Origin of the sequence: Gelria sp. Kuro-4 (assembly GCF_019668485.1) — a bacterium.
Taxonomy (GTDB): domain Bacteria; phylum Bacillota; class DTU030; order DUMP01; family DUMP01; genus DUMP01.
The window spans coordinates 921,034-945,387 of sequence record NZ_AP024619.1 but is presented as its reverse complement, the minus strand read 5'-3'; the positions used below and the strand labels follow the sequence as shown (position 1 = coordinate 945,387).

General features: G+C 56.5%; 22 protein-coding genes. 3 read left to right on the top strand and 19 right to left on the bottom strand.

Going from position 1 to position 24,354, the window contains the following annotated elements; translation table 11 throughout:
• Positions 1-18: 18 nt before the first annotated feature.
• The 13 genes from K5554_RS04770 to K5554_RS04710 all read right to left on the bottom strand — a co-directional run bounded on the left by K5554_RS04770 (position 19) and on the right by K5554_RS04710 (position 16,194).
• Positions 19-1,179: an aminotransferase class V-fold PLP-dependent enzyme gene (locus K5554_RS04770; RefSeq protein WP_221039997.1), complete on the bottom strand. Its 1,161-nt coding sequence runs from the start codon at positions 1,177-1,179 to the stop codon at positions 19-21.
• Positions 1,172-2,197: a ThiF family adenylyltransferase gene (locus K5554_RS04765; protein WP_221039996.1), complete on the bottom strand. Its 1,026-nt coding sequence runs from the start codon at positions 2,195-2,197 to the stop codon at positions 1,172-1,174. The genes K5554_RS04770 and K5554_RS04765 overlap by 8 nt, the downstream gene beginning before the upstream one ends.
• 524 nt (positions 2,198-2,721) lie before the next feature.
• A complete protein-coding gene (locus tag K5554_RS04760; protein ID WP_255565509.1) occupies positions 2,722-5,082 on the bottom strand; it encodes an aldehyde ferredoxin oxidoreductase C-terminal domain-containing protein in 2,361 nt (786 codons plus the stop codon).
• A gap of 93 nt (positions 5,083-5,175) precedes the next feature.
• On the bottom strand, positions 5,176-6,456 hold the full coding sequence (locus K5554_RS04755) for an aspartate aminotransferase family protein (protein ID WP_221039994.1): 1,281 nt from the start codon (positions 6,454-6,456) through the stop codon (positions 5,176-5,178).
• Between the two features lie 18 nt (positions 6,457-6,474).
• Positions 6,475-7,455: a 2-hydroxyacid dehydrogenase gene (locus K5554_RS04750; protein WP_221039993.1), complete on the bottom strand. Its 981-nt coding sequence runs from the start codon at positions 7,453-7,455 to the stop codon at positions 6,475-6,477.
• A 203-nt stretch (positions 7,456-7,658) separates the two neighbouring features.
• Positions 7,659-8,936, bottom strand: coding sequence for a nickel-dependent lactate racemase (gene larA / locus K5554_RS04745; RefSeq protein ID WP_221039992.1), 1,278 nt, complete (start codon positions 8,934-8,936; stop codon positions 7,659-7,661).
• Positions 8,937-9,785, bottom strand: a complete 849-nt coding sequence (locus K5554_RS04740; RefSeq protein WP_221039991.1) for a dimethylarginine dimethylaminohydrolase family protein — start codon at positions 9,783-9,785, stop codon at positions 8,937-8,939.
• Positions 9,786-9,803: 18 nt separating this feature from the next.
• Positions 9,804-10,745 (bottom strand): carbamate kinase, encoded by a 942-nt coding sequence (gene arcC, locus K5554_RS04735; protein WP_221039990.1) that lies wholly within the window; start codon positions 10,743-10,745, stop codon positions 9,804-9,806.
• 14 nt (positions 10,746-10,759) lie between these two features.
• Positions 10,760-11,698 (bottom strand): ornithine carbamoyltransferase, encoded by a 939-nt coding sequence (gene argF, locus K5554_RS04730; RefSeq protein WP_221039989.1) that lies wholly within the window; start codon positions 11,696-11,698, stop codon positions 10,760-10,762.
• A gap of 49 nt (positions 11,699-11,747) precedes the next feature.
• On the bottom strand, positions 11,748-13,124 hold the full coding sequence (locus tag K5554_RS04725; RefSeq protein WP_221039988.1) for a YjiH family protein: 1,377 nt from the start codon (positions 13,122-13,124) through the stop codon (positions 11,748-11,750).
• Between the two features lie 195 nt (positions 13,125-13,319).
• On the bottom strand, positions 13,320-13,994 hold the full coding sequence (locus K5554_RS04720) for a GntR family transcriptional regulator (RefSeq protein ID WP_221039987.1): 675 nt from the start codon (positions 13,992-13,994) through the stop codon (positions 13,320-13,322).
• 753 nt (positions 13,995-14,747) lie between these two features.
• Positions 14,748-15,158 (bottom strand): FCD domain-containing protein, encoded by a 411-nt coding sequence (locus K5554_RS14670; protein WP_221039986.1) that lies wholly within the window; start codon positions 15,156-15,158, stop codon positions 14,748-14,750.
• Positions 15,127-16,194, bottom strand: coding sequence for an Ldh family oxidoreductase (locus K5554_RS04710; protein ID WP_221039985.1), 1,068 nt, complete (start codon positions 16,192-16,194; stop codon positions 15,127-15,129). Before K5554_RS04710 ends, K5554_RS14670 begins: the two co-directional genes overlap by 32 nt.
• A 316-nt stretch (positions 16,195-16,510) precedes the next feature.
• Here K5554_RS04710 and K5554_RS04705 point away from each other — a divergent pair, with 316 nt between their 5' ends.
• Positions 16,511-17,554: a TAXI family TRAP transporter solute-binding subunit gene (locus tag K5554_RS04705; RefSeq protein WP_221039984.1), complete on the top strand. Its 1,044-nt coding sequence runs from the start codon at positions 16,511-16,513 to the stop codon at positions 17,552-17,554.
• A 141-nt stretch (positions 17,555-17,695) separates the two neighbouring features.
• Complete coding sequence (locus K5554_RS04700; protein ID WP_221039983.1) at positions 17,696-19,648, top strand: TRAP transporter permease; 1,953 nt, start codon at positions 17,696-17,698, stop codon at positions 19,646-19,648.
• Positions 19,649-19,727: 79 nt separating this feature from the next.
• Here K5554_RS04700 and K5554_RS04695 read toward each other — a convergent pair whose 3' ends face one another.
• Both K5554_RS04695 and K5554_RS04690 read right to left on the bottom strand, forming a co-directional pair.
• The gene (locus K5554_RS04695; protein WP_221039982.1) at positions 19,728-20,924 is read right to left on the bottom strand and encodes an alanine--glyoxylate aminotransferase family protein; all 1,197 of its coding nucleotides are present in this window, start codon (positions 20,922-20,924) and stop codon (positions 19,728-19,730) included.
• 106 nt (positions 20,925-21,030) lie between these two features.
• Positions 21,031-21,756, bottom strand: a complete 726-nt coding sequence (locus K5554_RS04690) for an HAD family hydrolase (protein ID WP_221039981.1) — start codon at positions 21,754-21,756, stop codon at positions 21,031-21,033.
• Between the two features lie 177 nt (positions 21,757-21,933).
• Here K5554_RS04690 and K5554_RS04685 point away from each other — a divergent pair, with 177 nt between their 5' ends.
• The gene (locus K5554_RS04685; protein ID WP_221039980.1) at positions 21,934-22,092 is read left to right on the top strand and encodes a hypothetical protein; all 159 of its coding nucleotides are present in this window, start codon (positions 21,934-21,936) and stop codon (positions 22,090-22,092) included.
• Positions 22,093-22,189: 97 nt separating this feature from the next.
• Here the strand turns inward: K5554_RS04685 and K5554_RS04680 are convergent, their stop codons facing one another.
• The 4 genes from K5554_RS04680 to K5554_RS04665 all read right to left on the bottom strand — a co-directional run bounded on the left by K5554_RS04680 (position 22,190) and on the right by K5554_RS04665 (position 24,348).
• A complete protein-coding gene (locus K5554_RS04680) occupies positions 22,190-22,897 on the bottom strand; it encodes a zinc metallopeptidase (protein ID WP_221039979.1) in 708 nt (235 codons plus the stop codon).
• Positions 22,898-23,026: 129 nt separating this feature from the next.
• Positions 23,027-23,272 (bottom strand): hypothetical protein, encoded by a 246-nt coding sequence (locus K5554_RS04675; RefSeq protein ID WP_221039978.1) that lies wholly within the window; start codon positions 23,270-23,272, stop codon positions 23,027-23,029.
• A 96-nt stretch (positions 23,273-23,368) separates the two neighbouring features.
• Entirely contained in the window at positions 23,369-23,515 is a 147-nt protein-coding gene (locus K5554_RS04670) for a hypothetical protein (RefSeq protein WP_221039977.1), read from the bottom strand.
• A 17-nt stretch (positions 23,516-23,532) separates the two neighbouring features.
• Positions 23,533-24,348, bottom strand: coding sequence for a lipid II flippase Amj family protein (locus tag K5554_RS04665; RefSeq protein WP_221040520.1), 816 nt, complete (start codon positions 24,346-24,348; stop codon positions 23,533-23,535).
• Positions 24,349-24,354: the final 6 nt, after the last annotated feature.

The window sequence follows — 24,354 nt, the reverse complement described above, 5'->3', positions numbered from 1 at the left end:
GCGCCGCACTCTTGGGGCTTACACCAAGCGGATCTGGCGAACGGCCGTGAGCAGCCGTTCGACGTCCGGTAGGGAATTGAAGTAGCCCACGCTGGCCCGCAGCGTCCCCTCGGGAAACGTGCCGACGGCTTTATGAGCAGCCGGTGAACAATGCAGGCCCGCTCTTACCCCGATGCTGAAGGCCTGGTCGAGTATTGTTCCGAGGAGGGCTACATCCTGCCCATCTACGGTAAAGGAGACAATCCCCGTTTGCGGGTCTTCAGGGTCACAGTACAGCCTTACTCCCGGGATGGTTTGGAGCCCAGCGGCTAAAGCCCGCGCCAGTTCCGTTTCCTTGGCGGCCACCGACTCGACGCCCACGGATTGAATGAAGCGAACCCCCGCCGTAAGGCCCGCAATGCCGGGTAGGTTGGGTGTTCCGGCCTCTAAAGCCCACGGTAGAGCTTCGGGCTGGAGCTCGTCTTCGGAATGCACGCCGGAACCGCCTTCGCGGAAGGGCTTTACCCGCAGGTCCTGGCCGACGATCAAAACGCCTACGCCCATCGGTCCGAACAACCCCTTGTGCCCTGGAGCCGCCAGGACGTCCACACCCAGCTCCGCCATGTTTATATCCGTCTTTCCAGCGGTTTGCGCCGCATCCAAGACCAGTATGCCGCCGGACCGGTGCACGGCTTCGGCCATCGCTGCCACCGGCTGAATGCGGCCGGTTACGTTGGAAGCATGGGTGACCACCGCGACGTCAACCCCCCGTCCGCACAGTTCCCGCCAGTGGTCGAGATCTACTTGATGGTCCGCCGTTCCCCGCGCCACCTCCACCCTCACACCTGCCCGGCGCAGATTATTTAGGGGCCGCATCACAGAGTTGTGCTCATACGGACTGGTTAGGACCCGGCTGCCGGGTTTTAAGAGGCCTTTGAGGGCGATGTTCAGAGAGTCCGTGCAGTTCAGGGTGAAGACGACGTGTTCCGGCGCAGGTGCGTGGAAGAACTGAGCCAGGGTTAACCGGGCTTCATCAACGGTTCGTTCCGCCGCGATGGAGAGCCGGTGCGACGATCTTCCCGGATTCGCACTCAGCTCCCGCAGGCAGTCATTCACAGCCTTATAGACATTTTCCGGCTTCGGCCAGGTAGTTGCGGCATTATCCAAATACACAAAGTCATCTTTCATCAGCTCAGCCACCGATATACCTCCCGTAGAGGCTTTTCGCGATTTTGGGGTCATCCGTACCGAACACTATGGCCCTGCCGTCTCGAAAAACCACCAGCTCACATTGCCCGACCTTGAACTTAAGGAGATACTGGTTGCTTTCTATCGGGACGGCCTTTTTCAACCTATCCACAGTGGACTCAAAGTCAAAGCTGCGGGCGACGGCAGGCACCACCTGGATGGCGTTGCGGCCGCAGAGGGAGGTCGTTGTAAGCGGAGCATTCCTGTCAAGGAGGCTGAACTCCCTGCGCCCGCAAACCCGGCACTCAAGATTGCGTTCGGCTGGGACAAAATGCACGTCATTGAGCCACAGATCAAGAAACATCAGCCGGCGGGAAACCTCCTCTTTCCGGCCGGCCAGTATCTTAAGCGCCTCAGCTGCCTCCCAGGAGGCCACAGCAAAGGCCACCGGACCGAGGATGCCGACAGTATCACAAGTGTTTGCCGACGTCATGGCAGCCGCATCTGGGAAAAGGCAGTTGTAGCAGGCGGTCTCTCCGGGCACAATTGTGGCTGCGGTCCCGTAAGTAGAGACGCAGGCTCCGTGAATCCAAGGGATGGTCATTTTTACGCTGGCCTCGTTGACCAGAGCCCGGGTGTAAAAGTTGTCCAGGCCGTCCACCACAACCGTGGCTCCGGACAGTATCTGTTCGATATTGCCCGGGTTCACATCGGCGACAATGCTTTCGTAACGGATTTCCGAGTTCACACGCGCAAGATGCCGGTGCGCCGCCACCGCTTTAGGCAGACACTTCCTGGCGTCTTCTTCCTCGTACAGACCCTGTCTTTGCAGGTTGGTCCAGTCGACGAAATCCCGGTCCACCAGTCTCAAGGTCCCGACCCCTGCCCGGGCGAGCAGGTTGGCGACGGTGCTGCCCAAAGCTCCCAGACCGATCACTACTGCCGTCGCTTCCTGAATAGCCTTTTGCCCTTCCACTCCGATTCCTGGAACCAAAATCTGCCGGGAATAACGGGATTCTGCAGGGAGCAAAGCCCCACCTCCTTGAACCTAACATCAAGCGGAAGTGCGCCGGATCATGTTCCGAAGTACGCTACCCGGGTAGTGTAATCATGTTAATTATAACATCAATAGTCTGAGATGCGGAAGGTTCAGGAGAAAAAATGGGAACACCATTATGCCTGAGGATGCGGACTGTATAAGCGCAAAAAACAGCCCGCGGCGCGTTGGCGCGGGCTCAAGATCTCGAGCGGGGGTATCCCCCTTCCCGCAGACTCCCTGCGGCCTCGGGGTGATCTTTGTCTAGCCGCGTGGCCAGGGCTTTGAGACTTTCCAGAGCACGGTCGGTGAAGTTAACCATGAAAACACCTAACCTAGTGGGACGCCGCCGGTATGCGAGGTACGCTTTGAAACGTGCGCCTGGGAGCCGATCAATCATGCAGCCGCAACGAGCAGTAGTTCGCCGTGCACTAGCACTAGAAGCACCTAGAGAACTGGCGCACTTGGCCCGGCTGCTTAGAAAGCCTTTGGTCGATAGGAAAGCTGAAAAGCGGAAGTTAATAAGGGATAGATTCAATTGCATACTCTTTAAGGCCGAGTTCACGTAGTTTTTCACGCGTTGGGATCCCTTCTTCGCTCCAACCCCGGTAGGCATAGTATTCACTGAGCATTTTGCCTAGGGGCGGCAGGTTGTCTGCTGCACCGCCGCTCCCTCGCTTGTGAGTCAGGATGCGAGGTGGCAGCGTGTCGTCCTTGCAGCTGCTGCCGCAGCGCACGTTATACAGGCGCTTTAGGTTAAAGATGCGCTCCCCTGTCTTGAGGAATTCCTGTAGCGAAACATCCCAACCAGTTACGTAATTGAGCCATTTGATCATGTGGGTGACCTTCACCCCGCCCGACAAAGAGAACTTGCACATTTTTAGTGCGTCCATCAGGCACATAAGGTCTTGGCACTTGGCCGTCAGCTCACCCTTGCCCTCAACGCCGAACCGATCCTGGATCTCGTCGTAGCCGAGCTCGGGCATGGTGACGCTCTTCTCGAACATATGGGTGAAGCCCTGCAGGTGGCATGCTCCCCTGTTCGAGGTAGCATACCCGACCGCCACGCTGTTATAGGCACGCGGGTCATGCGCGGGAAATTCCAGGCCCTTGACATGAATGGCGTATTCCTCCGCCCGGGGACCCAAAGCCTGGGCCGCCGCTCGGACTCCGTCCGCCAACAGCCGGCCGAGCCTCTCGCGCCGGGCAATGGCCTGCACCAGCGTCAGCATTGCTTCAGCGCTTCCCCACTCGAGCTTGAGCCCGTCGGTATCTTTCGCAGTTATCAGGCCATGCTCCCAGCACTCCATGGCAAAAGCGACGGCAGAGCCGGTGGAGATGGTGTCCAGCCCGTAACGGTTGCAGTATTCGTTGGCCAGGGCTACGGCTTCCAGGTCATCCACCAGGCAGAGGGCGCCAAGTGAAGCCAGGGTTTCGTACTCCGGTCCACCCTGTTCGACTCCGGCGTACTCCCCGCGGCCTAGCTTGACTACCCGGCCGCAACCGATAACACAGGCTCCACAGTGGTAATTCCGTGTCAGAATGCTCTCGGCCATACGCTGGCCGCCAATCTTAGCTGCTCCTTCCGGCCAACTGCCCTGATACCAGTTGCGGATGGGCAGGTCGCCCAGCTCCTCCATGGCCTGGAGGCCGCCGGCCGTGCCGAAGCGGGCCATACCCTGGGTTCGCTCCGCAATGGTCCTGGCCATTTCTTTGGTGAGCCCCTTAAGGCTTTCGGCGTCAGCCACCGGGAGCCGTTTGGTTCCATAGACGGCAAGGGCTTTAAGGTTCTTGGACCCCATGACGGCACCCAGACCACCACGCCCGGCCGCCCGGGCGTCGCGCCCATCGCTCATTACAACGGCTAGCTTCACCAGGTTTTCGCCCGCAGGACCGATGGAGCTTATGACAGCCTTCGAGTGGGTTTCCGCCTTGAGCAGTTCGGCCGTCTCAAACGTGTCTTTACCCCAGAGATGCCGCGCCGAACGGATTTCGACCCCGTTTTCGTTAACCCATAGGTACACCGGATCGTCGGCCCTGCCCTTGATGAGGATACCATCATACCCGGCTCGTTTCAGCATGACGCCCCAGGTGCCACCCACGTCCCCCTCGCCCCAGATCCCGGTAAGGGGCGAGCGCGCCACCACGGCATGCCGGCCCGAATTCGGAACGATTGTACCCGTAAAGGGACCCGTCATAAAGATCAACAAGTTGTCCGGCCCAAGGGGATCAGTACCAGCACCGGTTTCCTCGAACAGATACTTGGCAGCGAGGCCGCTCCCCCCAACAAACCTCCGCGCCGCACCCAGGTCCAAATCCTCGGTCCACGTTTTACCCTCTGTCAAGTTTACCCTTAGAATCTTGCCGGTGTAACCGCCGACCATGATTAATTCCTCCTTATTAATCAAGTAGCCTCGTTGCCTGCCTAAACCACCCAGCCATTTACACTTATCCTCTAGGTACACTCTGGCTCTAGCCGCCGGACGCCTGTCGATCCATCTTCCGGCAGTGCATTGGTACCTAGTCAGCGTGTGATCCTCGGGAAAAAGCCCCGCCGCTGAGGCAGGGCTTGGCGTAACCGACTGGGTCGCTCTCGGTGCGATAATCTTCTTGACTTCTTGTACCAACCTTAAGCCAATGTGCTGCTGAGCCTCGTGGGTGTTACCGCCAATGTGCGGGGTGACCACCACGTTGGGCAGGTTGAAGGGCTTACTCTTCACCGACGGCTCCGTCTCCATCACCTCACCGCTAAAGCCGCCCAGGTGCCCGGAGGTAAGGACGGCATACAGCGCCTCTTCGTCCACAATGCCGCCCCGTCCTCCGCTGCCCCAGAAGCAAGAATTGCTCGGGCCGAGACCGCTCTGAAAGACACAGCACACCTCTTAGTGGCACTGAGCATCTGGCCGCACGGCAACATCTATAAGTAAGCAGTGTGTGGTGAAGCGTAAACCCGCCTTTGAGGGATCTTGGCTTTATCTGCTCGCCACAGTAGCTAGGGCCTCTCCAAGAATTTCTGTAGCTTGATCGATCTGTTCTTTTGTGACGATGAGGGGTGCGATGAACCGGATGACGTTCTTGTCAGCGCCGCAGTTGAGGAGGATCAGGCCGCGTTCCAGGCAGGCCGCCTGCAGGTGCCTCACCAGGTCGGTAGCCGGCTCCTTGTGGGGGCCCACAAACTCGGCACCGATCATGAGGCCAAGGCCGCGCAGGTCGCCCAAGCAACTGAAACGCTCCTTGAGCTCTTGAAGGCGCGCCATGAAGTAGGCGCCCTGCACGCGCGCGTTCTCCACCAGCCCACCCTGCAGGAGGTCCAGGGTGGCTACGGCCGCCGCGCAGGCCACCGGGTTGCCGCCGAAGGTGCCGCCGTGCGCCCCGGCCGGCCACTTTTCCATGAGTTCCCGCTTGCCGATGACGGCACTCAGGGGGAAGCCGGAAGCGATGCCTTTGGCCACCGACATGATGTCCGGCCGGACGCCGAAGTGTTCGTGGGCAAAGAGGCGCCCCGTGCGGCCGAAACCGGTCTGGATTTCGTCAAAGATCAGCTTAATCCCATGTTCATTGCACACCTGCCGTACCGCGCGCACGAACTCGACCGGCGGAACGATGTAGCCGCCCTCGCCGGCCACCGGTTCCATGATGATGGCCGCCACCTCTTCCGGATCCACCAAGTGCTTGAAGATCTTCGTGAACTGCTGGGTGCAGGCAAAGTCGCACTGGCCTGCTTCTTGCCCGAAGGGGCAGCGGTAGCAGTAGGGGTAGTCGGCGAAGTAGACGCTGGGAAGCAGGCCCTCGTAGTGTTTGCGGTAGGCGGAGTTCGAGGTGGTAAGGGAAATTGTCCCCAGAGTACGCCCGTGGAAGGCGCCCTTGAAGGCGATCACGGCCGGCCGCCGCGTGACGTACTTGGCCAGTTTCACCGCGCCCTCGTTGGCCTCGGCGCCGCTGTTGCTGAAGTAGACCATGGTGTCGCCGCCGGTGGCCGCGACCAGCCGCTCGCCGAGCGTCACGTACGGTTCGTACCAGGCCACGTTATGGCCGACGTGAATGGCCTTCTTGAGCTGCTCCTCCGCCGCGTGCACTACCGCCGGGTGCCTATGCCCGGTGTTCGCCACTGCCACGCCGCTTGCAAAGTCCAGGTACCGGCGTCCGTCCTCGGTATAGACATAGGCGCCCTCGGCACGCACTACCCCGAGCTGGGTACTGCGACCCGCGGCCGGTGGGAAAACCTTTTGTGCACGTTCATACATGGTTAACATTATCTCTTCCTCCATTTATTAATTATTAATAGATTCTTTTTCCTGGGCATTCACAACTACTCGCTGCTCATCTACGAGGAAATCTGCTATTTGCTGTACAGCGGTTTGCAGTAGGCGCTGGATCGCATTTCTTGTGGCAAAGCCGATGTGGGGAGTAAGCACCACGTTGGTTAACCCTAGGTATGGGTTATCGTTACCTGGCGGTTCTGTAGGGAAGACGTCTAATCCCGCTCCCCTGATTCTTCCCGTTCTCAAGAGATGGGCCAAGAATTCATTATCCAAAACCTCACCTCGAGATGTGTTAATAACGACTGCGTCCTTTTTTAGCAATTTAAGTACGTCCGCATTCACCACGTTCTGTGTCTCTGGAAGTCCAGGCAAATGAATGGTAAGGTAATCGGCGGTTCTTACAACATTGCGTAGAGACATGAACTCAATTTGCTGGAAGCCGGGCCATTGTTGCGGTGGCACATTGTCATAACCGCATACCCGCATACCTAACTGTAACCCAATTTCTGCAACCCTGCGGCCAATTCTCCCAAGTCCAACGATCCCCAGCGTGCTGCCCGCCAGTTCCACTCCTGCCAAGCCACTTTGGTCCCAAATACCCCACAGTACCCTTTGGTGTGCCTCGCAGATATGGCGGTTAACAGCTAGCATCAGGGCCAATACATGCTCGGCCACAGCGTTGGTACCATAGTCAGCCACATTCATGACAGCAATACGCAGCTTGTTTGCAGCTTCCAAGTCTACATAGTCCCACACCCCCGTTCCCAGAAAACAAAGAAGTTTAAGATCCGGGCAGGCACTCAGGACCTCCTTGGTAAAATGGGACAGTCCAAAGCAGACAACGGTGGCATCGTGGACACGTTCTAGCAGCTCGCGGTTATTCTTTGGCACCGTCGTGTAGACCGTTAATCCACCAAACCGTTGTAGGGGCTCCAGCAGCTCTTGATACTTGGCACACTCCACATCGTCTAGAAAGACGATCTGTTCCATACTCCACACTCCTCAGCGTATCGTAACAGGCACCGCACCACTACCATGTAGGAATTGGGCCGGAATCCGAATGTACAAGTATACGTATACCATCAGGGTACCGCGCAGGCACTTGCTTGCCGACCAAGGCGAGAATCTTCATCGCCCAGCCCGGCACTCTTTCTGATGTCATTTGCTATGAAAACCATTTTGCTGGCACGTTCCTACTCTACCACAACAGGGGCAATCTCACCGCCACGGAACATTATTCCTATAGTCGATCGGCTGAAAGCCGATGACGATAACGCGGCAGACAAACTACTTATTTTGCTTAACCCTAGGCTTTTCACCATTTCCCGCGTTAGACCCCGAGAACAAATAAGGATCTCCGCCTTCTCCCGGTCTTGAGCGACTTCGCGCGCTACAGCCACTTCAGCCGTTGGCATGATATCTCCTTTTTCAACCAACATGTCCATTTCGGCCGGAGTGTATCGTGCAATTTGCATTAAATCGTCGTGTCCAGTCCCGATTCCTTCAGGGCACCGGGCTAGCAATACAATTTTCCCTCCTGGCTTTACTAAGCGCGTGGCTGTGGTGAGCGCTTTCGACGCTTGCCAAAAGTCCTGATCCATCGGATACGCATCGACTACTACAATATCACACGTTCCCTTGACTTGAGGGCACATTAATGTTCGTGCCACTTCCACGGCTTGTTTATGAGCCGCCAAGGGATGACCTGCGTGCACCGAAACCAAATTACCCGAGAAATCTACCACCGTGTTGACGATATAATCGAGGCTTGTAGTCAAGGCGGCTTCTTCCACTTCCCGTCGGATCGGGTTATCCAGCTGGCCCAAAAACCGTGGAACATGTTTAGCCGCAGTGAAATGCAGGTGGTCAATAGTCTCCTGACCACTGATACCAGGAACTATTGCTTTGCAGCCGCCGCCCCAACCAACGTTAACGTGAGGGACTACATTTCCTAGCGCTATTTTAATATCTGCCTCCATGTAGTACTGATTCAATACAAGGGGCATCCCATCTCCAATCGACCCTACTTTGACCAAATCCTTAGTTTCCCGCGATTTGTGTTGAACTACATTTACGGCTGCAAATACATCAGCACCTATCCTCCCAACAAGCTGAGGTTCGGCCACAGGGGCATGCGACCCGGTGGCCACTAACAGGATTATGTCGTCCAATGAAACTCCGGCACTAGACAGTTGGGAAAGCAATTCCGGCAGGATCAACCTGACCGGCGTAGGTCTGGTAACATCGTCAATGACGATCACTGTACGACGCCGCTCGACCTCTTTTCGTCGTACCACGTTCGTTAGCTCCAGACCGTATGGGTTCGGCGCAGCCAAGGCTGCCCTTACTAAAGCCTGGGAGTCACGAACGTGACAGTACTTTTGGGGCCTTATTATCCATTGAATCTGATGTTGGGGAATAATAACAGATTGTTGCAGCGCCGGAAAATACATCTCCAGGTCAGCAGTCATTTAAGTTTCATCTCGCTCGATGGGGAAGCTCATGCACCGTGGTCCACCACCGCTTTTTAGGCATTCCATAAGCGGCAGTTCTAGAACGTTTAACCCCAAAGCCCGCAATCGCTCATTGACCTTTCGCGCTTTTGGATGAGAAAAGATAGTGTTGTTGCCAATGCTTAACAGGTTACACGCATGGTCAAATACTTCTGAAGGCGAAACATTGATAAACGTAAAGTTGCGTTTCTTAAGCTCTTTATAAAACTCAGGAGATACAGCTTCGGTGCAGATAACACAAACTTGAGGAGCAATGATATTACAAATCATATCTAGATGGAGGTAATCTTTGTCGAAGTCCACTGGCATTAATGTAATTCCGGTATCTGCCAGCAACGCCTGTAGCCAGTGCACACCGATCATGTTGGTCCGGCAGCCAATACCAATGCCGGCAAAGTCTTTGTCGACATACATGAAGTCACCACCTTCAAAAGTGCCAAAGGGCAATTGTGTCAAGATGGGAATTCTCTTTTCATGTAAGGCTTGCTCTGCTAATCGGTGCTCACCCCAATGCAATTCACGCAGATATCGGCCAAAAATGATACCCTTGGGCGTAGTGACCCCTAGGTCCCGGGTGTTGACTTCATACGGATAGCGTTTACTAGTGGGGGCCAATAGTACTTCTACCCCGTATTCTTGAAAAGCTCGAACGAATTCGTCATGCTCGCGGCATGCTTGTCCTACGTTTACCCCTTTCTCTTTGTTATTCGCTGCGATAACGTTGATGGGAACAGTAATATCTAGATACTCTGGTCGGCAAAGCAAAACCCTCTTAAGTGGACCATATTCACTATTAACAAACGGCATTGAGCAAACTCCCCCTTCTTATGCGACCACATGCGTACCACACTTTCCTTCCAAGGCAATACTGGCTTCTGATAGCGCCGCTATTATTGCTTCGCCACCGCACCTCTCAACAAATTGGACTGCAGCTTTTACTTTAGGGAGCATGCTTCCCTCGGCAAATTGCTTTTCTTTAATGTATTGCCGCAGGTCCCTCGACCTGACATAATGGAGTTCCTTGGCTTTTGGTGTACCATAATTCAACATCACGGCGGACACGTCAGTTAAAATCATTAAGCGTTCAGCGCCAACAGCTTCAGCTAACCTCGAAGCAGCCAAGTCCTTGTCGACTACCGCATCCATACCCTCTAGCGAACCATCTTTTTTTTGTACCACTGGCACACCGCCACCACCGCAGCAAATTACCACGCTTCCGGATGAAAGAAGCACCTTAATAGCGTTCTTTTCTACTATGTCAATCGGTTTCGGGGAGGCGACTACCCGTCGCCATCCCCTGCCACAGTCTTCCTTGAGAGTCCAACCTCGTTCTTCTCGCAAACGTTCGGCCTCGTACGTGCTGTAAAAAGGCCCAACCGGTTTACTTGGTGCAGCAAAAGCTTGATCTTCGGTATTCACCACTGTTTCTGTTACCACTGTTACAACATCTCGGTCGATACCGCGCCACCGCAATTCGTTTTTTAATGACTGTTGTAACAGGTACCCTAAAAAGCCCTGACTTTCCGCTCCGCATACTGCTAGTGACATAGGTGGTACTGTATGTGCCGCAATTTCATTTTGTAGAAGGATATTGCCTACTTGGGGTCCATTACCATGGGTAATTACCAGTTCGTAACCAAATGCTATGAGATCTGCTAATCCCCGACAGCTAGATTGGATATTTGCTAATTGCTCTTCAAGAGTACCCCGTTCTCCTTTACGCAAGATCGCGTTACCACCCAGAGCAACTACGATTCGATGTTTCAATGTTAAACTCTCCTCTAATAGACCACTGCTGCTAAGACGGCTTTTTCGGTATGCATACGGTTTTCGGCTTCATCCCAGACCACAGAATGCGGTCCTTCAAGAATCGATTCGGTCATTTCTTCTTCTCGATAGGCGGGTAAGCAATGCAGGAATATAAAATCGTCTTTGGCTACCTTTACCTTCTCCTCGTCAATGCGATATGGAAAGAAGATGGCTTCCCGTTGCTTTCGTTCTTCTTCGGTTGTGCCCATGCTATGGTAGGTATTGGCGTAAATGACATCTGCATCGCGCAAAGCCTCACTCATGTCGGTTGTAAGAACTACTTTTGTACCGTTCTTCCGCGCTGTTTCTTCGGCAAACTCAACTATTTTCGGATCCGCTTTAAGCCCTTCAGGATGGGCAATAGCAATGTCTATGCCCATCAGCGGGCAAGCGATAAGCAGGGAGTGGGCCATGTTAAAAAGATCAGCAGCAAAGGTCAATTTAAGCCCTTCGAGACGTCCCTTTTTCTCCCTGATGGTCATTAGGTCAGCCAATATCTGGCAAGGATGCTCTTGGTCAGTAAGGGCATTTATTACAGGGTTTTTCATATAGTGTGCGAATTCTTCCACCCGCTCTTTGCCGAAGGTACGGATGACCAAAGCGTCACAATAGCGGTCGATGACCCTTGCGGTATCTTTAATAGGCTCCCCGCGGTTAAGTTGCATTTCATCGGGCCGCATGTAGAAGCTTTGACCACCCAGTTGAGCAATTCCCGCCTGAAAAGAAAGGCGAGTACGTGTGGAGTTTTTTTCAAAAATCATGGCTATGGTCCGGCCTTGTAAAGGTTTGGGGTCGTCTCCAATTGCATGTCGTCGTTTTAACTCAACTGCCAAATCCAAAAGCTCATAGACTTCTTCCCGTGTAAAATCCATCAAGCTCAGGAAATCACGGCCTTTAAAATTGTTCTTCATAGGTAAAGCCTCCTTACTAACAGAATCATGCCTAAACCCACCTTTCGATTTAGAAGACCAGATGTGCCGCCAGTGCAAGGACTGGAATGCAAACTAACGTTCTTTCTAGAAAGACAAGAACAAGATGGGAAAAGTTTACTGGAATCTCACACATTAATATAAAACTACCTACCTCGGTCATGTAGATAATCTGAACCACAGACAGACCAGCTATCACGAATTTAGCAATTGGGCTTACGAGTGTACTGGCAACTACCGCCGGGATGAACTGATCAGCAAAACCAATGATAGTTCCAGGAGCAGCCGCAGCGGCTTCCGGTACCTGGAAAAGCTGCAAGAGCCAAACCATCGGGGTAGACAAATATCCAACAACAGGAGTATAGGTTACTACCATTGTACCGAGGGTACCGAGCGCCATAGACTGAGCCACAAGACCAAACACAATACCAATAAACACTTTGCTACCCTCGATCACGATTGCTTGATAAATGCTTTTTTGTTCTGCACGTTTAAGGGCTTGTTCTAAACCCCATCGCGTCCGACTTATTCCGATAGGAATTTGTTCGTTGATTCTCTTCCCTACCGGACCATAGTAGTCATCAGGGATTCGAGAAAGAGGGGGCATGCGTGGCACGACAATCGCCGCCACAACCCCAGCCACTGCAGTCGCTAAATAAAACTGAGGAAAAACATTTGCAATACCAGCAGTATTAGCTATCACTAGACAGAAAGGAAGCGAAACAGCTGAAAAACATGTTGCAATAACGGCTGCTTCACGCGCGGTGTAATAGCCGGTTACATATTGCCAACGGGTGATTTGGACGCCTACATTACAATTACCGACCCAAGAAGTTAAGAGATCAAGTGCGGAACGCCCTGGCAAAGTAAACAAAGGTTTAATGAAGCCACGAATCAGCACGCCGACGAAATCCATGATTCCAAATTCCGTAAGAAGTGGCATCAGATAAGAAGCTACAAAGAACCAGACAATTAACATACCAAGCAAGCTGAAAAGCATTAGACCACCGGTATCATCGGAGATGATTGCCTCCGGCCCTACCTGCAATAGTGTCATGGTAGCGAAAATGGCTCCTAACCACCGAATAATGAACCAAAACGAAGATACCTGAAACAGGTCTTTAAGAAACGCATTTTCTGTAATTTGTTTTACCTTAAACGTAGTTCCTAGAGTAGTGCAAATAGCGGTAATCCACATGGCAATAGTAGCTACGGTAGGTAATGATGGTTTAAGCAGCTTTGCCAAGCTTTCAGACATAACACCAATTGGGATGTTCCAATTGCCATGCCAGTATACTGGGCATAGGAAGAAAAACAGGCCAAGTCCAGACGTCAACAAAAACTTCCACAACACCGTATTTTGATTACCATGCGCTACAGACGGTCTTGTCACCTCGACATCATTCACAAGCTCGCCCCCTTCTACTTTCCACTGATTCTCCTGCCCACAGTCTATATGTTTTCCTCTTACCCCTCCTCCCTGTTTCTTCTCATCTGTACTTGAATACGTATACAAGAACCGCGCTAACTTTAAAAGCTTGTATACAGTAAGCAAACACATACACATGTGAAGAGACACATTGTTTGTAATGGGCTTCTCGTTCTACGAAAGTTTTTTAGCCTCAGCTTCTCTAATACTTTGCAAAACACTCCGTATGTGGGCAATAATCTTCTGCTCAACAAGCGCTGGATCTCCTTGCTCTAAAGCATCCAAGATATCCTTGTGTTCTCGCAGTGCCTTTGCCGCTCTACTTTGGATAGTATTAGATAGTATCTCAAAACGTAAGATGCGATCTTGAAGGCTCAGGATGATCTCATATAACTCTCGGTTCTTTGATATACGGGCCAGTTCAGCATGAAACAGCATATCTGCTTCAAGAAATGGAAGATAGTCTGCGTTAGCCAAAGAATCTCGTTGTTGCTGTAGAAAATGCTTCATTTGTACCATTTCTTGTGCTGTAATGTTTTTGGTAGCCAACTTTGCAGAGACACCTTCTAGAGCCTCACGTACTACAAAGAGGTCTTCCACATCCTGTAACGAAATATCTGCCACCATAGACCCCCGCCCAGGTATATTAGAAACGAGTTTTTCCATTGCCAGGCGCGACAAGGCTGCTCTAATTGGAGTGCGGCTAATACCAAGATCAGCAGCAAGCTTTTCCTCAGAGAGGATTTCACGTGGTTTAAACTTATTGTTTACAATAGCTTTTTTTAAGATAGCGTAAGCTTGCTCCGCCAGAGTATCTGCGTTGTTTTTCAACCTAGGTAAAACAGCCAAAGCTATTTCCTCCTAAAACCTGTTGCTGTGCTTGTATACGTATTCTATATCCTCGCCCAAATTCCTGCTCTCGTAACCTAAAATTTTTTTCTTACGACGTAGATTGTTTCGCGGCCTCCAGTAAGCAGAACCAGTTCCTTTTTAAGGTCTCTTCACGCTTGAAGGGCCTGCGTGGTTCCATTTCCATAATCAAAGTGGATCTCTTTCTGGTTATATGTTTTGCATAAGGCTCATTCTGTAAAAATAGCCGGCAAGGGCACACTACCCCGCCGGCCAAGAACTGCGAACCTTGCGTGCCTCTACCCGCAACGGAACGAGACTGCTCTGTCCGTTAGTGACATACCAGCCACAAGAGCCGATCTCCCAGAGATCGCATCCAGCGACTACCAAGCAAAAGCTCGACAGGTTCCCCGCAACTGAACGAATACCAGACTTCCCCAGCGGAACCAACCAGTTCCAATCTCCGTAGCCCGAATCCTCCGACCGCGGGACAATGAGCCTTGACATACGATCACCTCTTCCTTTCGCTGTCCCTCTTGCGGGCAAAAAAAGCTCCTTTCGCCGCACCTCCAGGAGTGAGAGCGAAAGGAGGCAGACATAAGAATGTTGCTTCTGGAAGAGAGCTGCTCAAACACTGTACATGTACTAACCAAGACAGGCACTCCGAGTTTGATCCAAGCGAAACAGCCTGGGTAATGTCCTGACGATGCTGGCCAAAATTGAGAGACCTGAGCTAACTTAGAAGTGACCAACTCAATAAGTTCTGTACGCGCGCGGCCTTTCCACGCGAGACATTGAAGAGGCCTTTAAGAGCAGCACCGGTGACAACCTCATTAGCCGAACGCAGTCAGCCAGGTAATGGAATCCTTTTGGCGCCTTTTCGGGTAGGTTGCGGGCAAGGATCAGAAACCGCTGCACCTGTGTGTTCAGGTTGGTTATGATGTCGGCCAGGAGCTCATTTCCCGTAGCCACGGCCACCCGGCGGTGGAAGTCGCAATCGAGCTGCAAATAGCCGGCATAATCCCTGTCTTTAATGGCCTGTCCCTGGCCTTCCAGTGTCTCCGCCAGCTCGGCCAGGTCTTCTTCGTAGGCGCGCCCGGAAGAAGGTCCGGCAGATCGAAGTCCGGGAGGCTTAGGCGAAAAGGGTGTCCACGGTGGCTTCACCGCCGACGAGGCCCAGGTCGCGCGCCAGGTTGAGGAGGTTCTGGGCCACCACAGGGTTCAGGTCGATACCCTTTTGGGCCCGCTCCTCTGTCTTGGTGTACTCGATCTCGCCCGGGAGGAAGAGCTCTTTAAAGCCTTCCGCCGGCTCCGAGTTCTTGATGCTCAGGATAAGGCTGTCCATGGTATTCTTGAACTCGCTGAGGGGCCGGAAGCTGTTGACGTCCAGGGCGAGCATGAAGTGCCCGATGTTCTGAGGCCGATCCAGATCGCCGAACAGGGATCCGGTATGAGCCCCGAAGGCCGCCCCGCTGAGCACCCCGCAGAGGATGTCCAGCACCAGCGCCAGGCCGTAGCCCTTGGGCCCGCCCATGGGAAGCAGGGTGCCCTTGAGAGCCTCTTCCGGTTCCTGGGTGGGCCGGCCGTCCTTGTCGATGGCCCAGCCCACGGGAATCTTTTCGCCTTTGCGGGCGGCGATCTCAATTTTACCGCGCGGTACCAAGCTGGTGGCCATGTCCAGAACCACCGGACGCTGGCTGCCGGCCGGGATGGCAATGGCCAGGGGGTTGGTGCCGAGGAGCGGCTGCTTACCGCCGAAAGGTGCCATGAGCGGTGAAGTGTTGGTGCCTACCATGCCGATCATGTCCTCTTTGAGGGCCATCATGGCATAGTACGCGCCGATGCCGAAGTGGTTGGAGTTTTTCACCCCGACCACAGCCACGCCGTGCTGCCGGGCCTTTTCCAGGCAGAGCGTCATGGCCCTATGGCCCACCACCTGGCCCAGGCCGTTGTCACCGTCCACGACGGCCGCGCCGGGACGGTCCCGCACCACCTTGATGTCAGGCCGCTTGTTGATGAGGCCGAGTTTGAGCCGCTTAACGTAAATCGGCAGCCGGGCCACGCCGTGGGAATCGATGCCCCTCAGATCGGCCTGCACCAGGATTTCTGCCGTCGTCTCAGCATCTGTGGCCGGAATCCCAAGGCTCTCAAACACCTTCACCGCAAAGCTCTTAAGCTGTTCGCCCGTGACATGCGCCACTGCCCATACCTCCCAGATAAAATATCGAACAGGCATAGTTTCTCCCTTTTCTTCATTTTTCCTCCCGGGGTTCCAATTTTTGTGCACCCTGCCACCCCAAAAGGAAAGGAGAACTTTTGCGCGGGATTACTCCACCTACCCGGGAAGGAGGAATTAGGCATTTTACGGCGAATACAAGAGATATTATCCAATAAATTGTCACTTTATTGTCAGGGGCTGTTTGTCTGTGTGTTGGTAAAGGTGGCTCAAGGGGGGTGATTATGAAGTAAAGCATAATCTTGTATTTAATTCAGTTAAAGTGAGGGGGTAAGTCAGCATGTTTAGGTCCAAATGGCTGAAGATCAGCCTTGTTCTCATCGTTTTGGTCGCCCTCCTCGCCGGGTGCAGCAGCGCGCCCAAGCAGGAAGCCAAGGGCGACCAGGGGCAGCAGAGTGCCGGGCAGAAGGAAATCACGCTTAACATCGCCACCGCAACGACCGGCGGCGTGTACTACCCGCTGGGCGGTGCGTTCGCGCAGGTCTGGAACAAGTACGTACCGGGTGTTAAAGCCTCCGCTCAGGCCACAGCCGGCACACCGCAGAACATCGAGCTGATGCGGGCCAAACAGGCCGAGATCGCCTTCGGGCAGAACGGCGTTTCCTATTACGGTTACAAGGGCACAGAGCAGTTCCAGGGGAAGGCCTATCCGGAGCTTCGCGCCATGACGGCCCTCTACTCCAACGTAATGCAGATTGTGGCCCGCAAGGGCGCCGGCATCAAGTCCGTGGCCGACCTGAAGGGCAAGCGCTTCGCCCCCGGTGCCGTGGCCAGCGCGACGGAAATCAACAGCCGCGAGATCCTCAGCGTCTACGGCCTGAACTACATGAAGGACAAGGGTGAGGTTAACGTAAAGGCCGATTTCGTCGACTACAACGCCGCCTCCGACCTCTTGAAGAACGGCCAGGGCGATGCCTACCTGATCGCCGGCGGACTGCCGACGGCGGCGGTCATGGATACCTGTGCCTCGGCGGACGTTGAGGTGATTTCTCTCGAACCCGAGAAGATTAAAGAGATTACCGAGAAATTCCCCTGGTATTTCGAGGTGGTCATTCCGGCCGGCACCTACAAGGGCCAAGACAAGGACGTGCACACCGTGGCCGTCTCCAACCTGCTGCTTTGCCGGGCCGACCTGCCCGATGATCTGGTTTACAACCTGACCAAAGCCCTTTACGATCACCATGATGAACTGGTGGCCGCCCACAAGGCCGCTAAAGAGATGACCATCCAGAACGCCCTCAACGGCATGACGGTTCCCCTTCACCCCGGCGCAGCCAAATACCTGAAAGAACAAGGGCTGAACGTAGACGTTTCGGTCAAATAAGGTGCAGGTGTATAGAAGAGAGAAAGGAAGCCTGCCGTAGTTTTGGCCAAACCCGAGTTGCCTGGGGCACCCGTCCCAGGCAACTCGAGTATTCGCCACCTTTCCGTCTTGCGTGAAATGACTTACAAGGTGGGATGAACGATGGACAGCGTTAACCAGGACGAGTACAGCCTGGTGGACACCAGTAAAATTGTGGAGGAGTTCCAGGCCGAGTCACGCTTCAGGCGCTACACCGGCGTGTGGGCCAAGGTGATCAGCGTCATCGCCATCGTCATGTCGGCTTTTCATCTCTACACGGCCGGCTTCGGCACCCTGCAGGCGATGAAGCAGCGTTCCGTACACCTGGCCTTTGTCCTCGGCCTCATTTTCCTGCTCTATCCAGCCAGCAGAAAAACAGCACGCCGCAACAAGCCTACCTGGCTCGATATCCTCTTCGCCGTCCTCGGCATCATCGGCGGCCTCTATAACTTTCTTTACTTCGACACCATGGCCATGCGCGGCGGCATAGCCAATAACTTCGACTACTTCTGGGGCGTCGTCACGTTGCTCCTTATCCTGGAGGCCGCGCGGCGCTGCATCGGCAAGGAGCTGCCGCTCCTTTCGCTCGTCTTCGTCGCTTACGGCCTTTTCGGCAACAGGATTCCCGGTATCTTCGGCCACACCGGCTTTACCTGGGACCGGATCGTCTACCACCTTTACTTCTCGACCGAGGGTATTTTCGGCGTCGCCCTCAGCGTTTCGGCAACGTACATCTTCATGTTCATCCTTTTCGGGGCCTTCCTGGGTGAGACCGGCATGGCCAAGTTCATCAACGACATCTCCATGGCCCTGGCGGGCGGCTCCGCCGGCGGGCCGGCCAAGGTGGCCATCTTCGCCAGTGCTCTCCTGGGTACCATCAACGGCAGCGCCGTGGCCAACGTGGCCACCACCGGCGCCTTTACCATCCCCCTTATGAAAAGCATCGGCTACAAGCCCCACTTTGCCGGGGCGGTGGAAGCCGTTTCTTCCACCGGCGGGCAGATCATGCCACCGGTTATGGGGGCCGCCGCCTTCGTGATGGCCGAGTTTCTCGGCATGCCCTACGCCAAGATCATGATCGCCGCCATTCTGCCCGCCCTGCTCTACTACCTGGCCGATTTTGTGCAGGTGCACTTCGAAGCGGTGAAGATCGGCCTGCGCGGCCTGCCGCGCAGTGAGCTTCCCAGCCTGCGCCAGGTGCTGCGCACGCGCTGGCACCTTGCCATTCCCCTCCTGGCCATCGTCTACCTGCTGCTAACCGGCAAAACGCCGCTCTTTGCTGCCTTCTACGGCACCCTCATCACCATCGTCGCCAGCTGGTTCAAGAAGGAGACGCGCCTGAGCCTGGCCGGCCTGCTGCGGGCCATGGAGTCCGGTGCGCGCGAGGCCATCACCGTGGCCATCGCCTGCGCCGTGGTCGGGTTTATCGTAGGGATCGTCACCTTAACGGGTATCGGCCTGACCATCGGCGACAACATCCTGGCGCTGGCCGGCGGCAACCTCCTGGCTACCATGTTCCTGACCATGGTTCTGTCGATTATTCTGGGCATGGGTCTTCCCACCACCGCCTGCTACATCGTAGCGGCTACTGTGGCGGCACCGGCCCTTATCAAGATCGGCGTACCCGACCTGGCGGCCCACATGTTCGTCTTCTATTACGCCTGCCTGGCCAACCTTACCCCACCGGTGGCCCTGGCGGCCTATGCCGGCGCCGGGATCGCGGGGGCGAATCCCTCGAAGACGGGTTGGACGGCGGTGCGCCTGGCCATCGCCGGGTTCATCATCCCCTTCCTCTTCGTTTACTCGCCTATCCTTCTCCTTCAAACGCGCAACACCCCGGCACTGGTGCAGGCAATCGTCACCGCCATCTTAGGGGTGACTGCCCTGGGGATCGGCGCCGAGGGCTACTTCCTGCACCTTACCACCCTTGTGGAGAGGGCGCTCTTCTTCGCCGGCGCCTTCGGCCTGATGATCCCGGGCGCCTACACCGACCTGGCCGGCCTGGTGCTGGTTGCTCTGGCCGTGGCCAGCCAGGTGCTGCGCTCCCGGCGCGGCCTCCCCGCCAAGTCGGCCTAGTACCGGAAAGAAACGCCAAGAGGGACGGAAGCCATGCGCTTTCGTCCCTCTTTTGTCCTGAGCGGTTTCCGGCCGGCCCCTACCTGCCCGCGCCGTACACGGCGTCGGCCGCTTCCAGCGCTGCGCCGGCCGAAGCCTTGTGGCCCTGGGCACTCAGCGCCGCGGCCAGGGCGGTAAGGAGCAGGGTGATGGTGCGCCGGTTGGAGTTGTAACCCATGAGGCCCACGCGCCAAATCTGGCCTTTCACCGGGCCGAGCCCGCCGCCGATTTCAATCTTGTATTCGTCCAGGAGGAAACGGCGCACGGCGGCATCCTCCACCCCCGCCGGGATGCGTATGGTGACCAGGCTGGGCAGCCGGTGCCCCTCCTGGGCGAAGGGCGCCAGGCCCAGCGCCTGGCAGCCGGCGATGAAGGCACGGGCGTTGAGCTCATGGCGTGCCCAGCGCGCTTCCAGGCCCTCTTCGGCGATGATGCGCAGCGCCTCGCGCAGCGCATAGAGCATGCTGATGGGCGCAGTGTGGTGGTAAAATCGCTCCTTGCCCCAGTAGCGCTCGATCATGGTAAGGTCCAGGTACCAGCTGGGCACCTTGGTTTTGCGCCGCTGCAGGACGGCCCGCGCCTTTTCATTGAGGGTAACCGGCGAAAGTCCGGGCGGGCAGCTCAGGCACTTCTGCGTGCCGCTGTAGGCCGCGTCCACACCCCACTCGTCGATGAGCACAGGCGCCCCGCCCAGGGAGGTCACACAGTCCACCGCCAGGAGGGCGCCGTAGCGGTGGGCGATGGCCGCCAGGTCCGTGAGCGGTTGAAGAATCCCCGTAGAGGTTTCGCCGTGCACCACCGCCAGCAGCTTGGCAGCCGGCATCTCCTTAAAGGCAGCCTCCACCGCCTCCGGCTCGACGATGCGGCCCCACTCGCCCTGGACCACTTTCACCTGGGCACCGCTCCGGCCGGCGATGTCCACCATGCGCTCACCGAAGACGCCGCAGACGGCCACGATGGCCTTGTCCCCCGGCTCGAGCAGGTTGGAGAGGATGGTGTCCATACCGGCGCTCCCGGTACCGGACATGGCCAGGGTGAGGTTGTTCTCCGTCTGAAAGACGTAGCGCAATAGTTCCCCGGTTTCGTTCATAATCTCGAGAAACTCAGGGTCCAGGTGACCCAGGAGCGGTGTGCTCATGGCCCGCAGCACCCGCGGGTCCACCCCGCTCGGCCCCGGCCCCAGGAGGAGCCGCTCGGAAGGGGCCAGCTCGCCATACTGCTTCTTAAGGGTCAGCAACTCGACACACTCCTTTCATATATTGAAATTGGATTTCATGTCTATAAACCATATTCGTCGTCACCCGCAGTGTTCCTTCCGCCCCACCGATTTTTTCCTGTCCTCCTTAAGCGCGTCCCAGCTCTTCCCGCACCCAGGGCAGAATGTCCTCCCAGCAGTGCAGTTCCAAATCACAGGGCACCGCATCCGTGCGCCCGTGCGGATTGAACCAGAGGGCGTGCATCCCCACCGCTCGGGCTCCTTTAACATCGGTCCGCGGATCGTCACCGATGTGCGCGGCCTCCTGCGGCTCAACCCCCAGGGCCGCCAGCGTGCGCTGGAAGATCGCTGGGTGCGGCTTGGCCACCCCCTCCTCATTGGAAAAGGTGAGGTGCGTAAAATACCCGGCCAGCCCCAGCCGTTCGAGAATGATCCGGGCGGTGCTCCCCGGCGTGCGCCCGGTGTTGCAGATAACGGCCAGCCGCAGCCGCCGGCTCAGCTCCGGCAGCACCGCCGTGACCCCCGGCACAGGTTCCGGCATCTCCTCCAAGGCCGCTGTTATGTACGCCGCATGGACCGCCTGTACGAGGTCCGGCGTGAGCTCAACGCCCAGCCGCGCCAGTATCCAGGCTACCTGCTCTTCCGGGGGCGTCTCCCGCCCCTCCTTAACCTGGCCCGCCATCACCAGGTCGCGGCAGGCGCCGGTGGCCTCCGCCACCACCGCCCGCGGCCTTTCCTGGCCGTACGCGCGCAAAATCCGCGTAAGCCGCTCCATCACCACCCGGCCGGTGGTTTCGGACCCCTTCTCGCGCACCAGGGTATTCCAGTAATCACAGGTTAATACCTTGAGCACAACCCCACCTTCCTCCCTACATAGCCGGTCTGCTCACGTCCCTCGCCTTCATGTTCTCCACTTTTCCCGGCAACACCTGCTTCCGGCAAGGCCGGTGATAAATCTTCCTTCCGATGGCTGATTATTGCCTGTTTCGGGCATGCTATGGAAGAAGAAGGATTCTTTGGAGGTGAAAGCGTGACTTACGTCTGCAGCGTCTGCGGCCGTCAATCCCGCCTGCCCGACTACTGCCACGGCCAGCCCATGAGCGTCCAAAGCACCTACACCTGTCCCAACTGCGGCGCCACTTCCAGCACGCCGGGCGTCTGCTGCGGCCAGCAGATGGTCCGCAGCTGACCGCCGAAAAAAGCGGGCCAGTCCCACACAGAGAAAGGGTCACCAAAGGGTGACCCTTTCCCGTTCCTGCCAACTTAACTCCATTTCCAGCACCCTGTCAGTCGTTGCGCCGTCCGAGAAAACCGGCCAAGAGCAGCAGGCGGACCAGCTGCAGCACCGCCGCCAGGGTGGCGGCCACGTAGGTGAGCGCCGCCGCGCTGAGCACAGCCCGTGCCCCCGCCATTTCCTGCCGGGCCAGGATACCCTGTCCTTCGAGCAGCGCCAGGGCGCGCGAGCTGGCGTTAAACTCCACAGGGAGCGTCACCAGCTGAAAGAGCACCGCGGCGCTGAAGAGGACAATGCCCAGCTGGAGCATGAAGCCGCTCTGGAAGAAGAAGCCGAAGAGCGCCAGCGGCAGGCCCAGCTGTGAGCCGATATTAGCGGCCGGCACCAGGCTGCTGCGCACACTCAGCGGCACGTAGTCGGTGGCGTGCTGGATGGCGTGCCCTGTCTCGTGGGCGGCCACTCCCAGGGCCGCCAGCGAGTCGCCGTAGAAAACCTGCTGTGACAGCCTCAGGGTACGGTCGCGCGGGTCATAATGGTCGGTTAAGGTGCCGGGAATGGCCTCCACCCGCACCGTCTCCAGCCCCCGCTTCCTGAGGAGCTCGCGGGCCACCTCGGCCCCGGTCATGCCGCTGGCGGAACGCACCCTGAGGTAGCGCTGGAAGGTGCCCTGCACCTTGAACTGGGCATACATGGCCAGGAGAATGGCCGGCAGTACGATGATGATATACGGGTCGTAGTAGTAAGGAAAGAAAAGTGGCATATCCGCACCTCCTCGTGAGCTTTGCCAACCTGCTTACACCATACACAAAAGCGTGACGCAAGTCAACGCCCGTCTGGGACTTTAGGCCGGCTAGAACTGCAACCAGCCTCCCTGGTACCTGGTTTTTAGCTACCCCCTGGGTGTATACGGCTTCCCATTGAGCAGGAGACGGCCTTCCTGGGCAAACTCCGCCAGTTGGGCAAAAGACAGCAGGTGAAACTGCCCCCCATCATCAAAGAACTTGATGATGTTGCCCGTAGTGCCGATGATCCGGTAGCGGTGCGCCGGGTTTACGGCGGCGTCCGGTTCGAAGCCGATGGTATCCCCCACCATAAGGACTGCCTTGATGGCCTGGGCCAGCTCTGCGGCCTGCATACACTCGCCTCCGCTCATAGTATTCGCCCTGGGCAGGGCTAATTCCTAGCTAATTTTGGCAAGGAAAAAAGGCCTTTCGGCCTAATGTTGCCTGCATCACTGCGCCCGTTTCGTCTTCTGCAACGCCGCCGTCACCTCGCGGCAGCGCCGGTAGAGCCGCAGCCGGGCGGCCATCTGCTTGACGGTGAGCCCGCGCACCTTATTCTTCCCCCTTTTGGTCTTCCCACCAGGAAGTATCACCAAAAAGGAACGGCCTTAACCTAATGCGCGGCCAGCGCGCGCGTCGCCAGGACCACCAGGTGCGCCGCCGGGAAAAAGAGCACCTGTCCGAGGAGCGTTCCCGTCACCTTGCCTAGGACCAGGAAGACCACCATGTTCGTTACATCCCGGGCCGGCCGCAGGTTCTGCAGGGCCTGGTCGGTGATCAGCGCCGCCTGCGGGTCCACCAGCAGGGCGTAGAGGATGGTGGCCACCCCGTTAATCAGCCCCGACAGCTGGCTGGCCGTCAGCCGGTAGGCCGGCAGGAGAACCCCGCCGTAAATGGAGGCCAGCACGCCGATGGTGTAAACGGAGGTGATGAACACGTTCAGGATAAGGAAGAGGCGCGGCAGGTTGCCCACGTCCAGGTGGCGCCTGGCCTGGGCCACGTGCGGGACGGTGACGCTTTCTTTGAGCGTGCGCATGCCGTGACGGGAAATACCGTGGTAGAGGAGGCGCGGCACCGAACCGGCGTTCTCCAGGTGACGGATGGCGCGCACAAAAACGTTGACAAAGGTCGGGATGAGCGCCGCCCCCACCAGGCTCCCCGTGGTGGCCGCGAAGATGATAAAGCGGAAAACCCAGGGCAGGGGCCCGAGCTCGTGGGTGTTGATGGCGCGGTCCACCACCGAGCCCAGAAGCGGCGCCTGCACCATGTTGGCTGTGCGTGAAACCAGAACGATGATGTTAAAGAGAGAAAGCGCGAGAGCCAGGCGCTTGGTCCGGATGCCTGAGATACGCACCGAATAAGAGAGCGTGTCCACGGCGTGGATAACGGCGGTGAGAAAGAAGATGGCCAGGACGCGCTCCGAGAGCACTGCCAA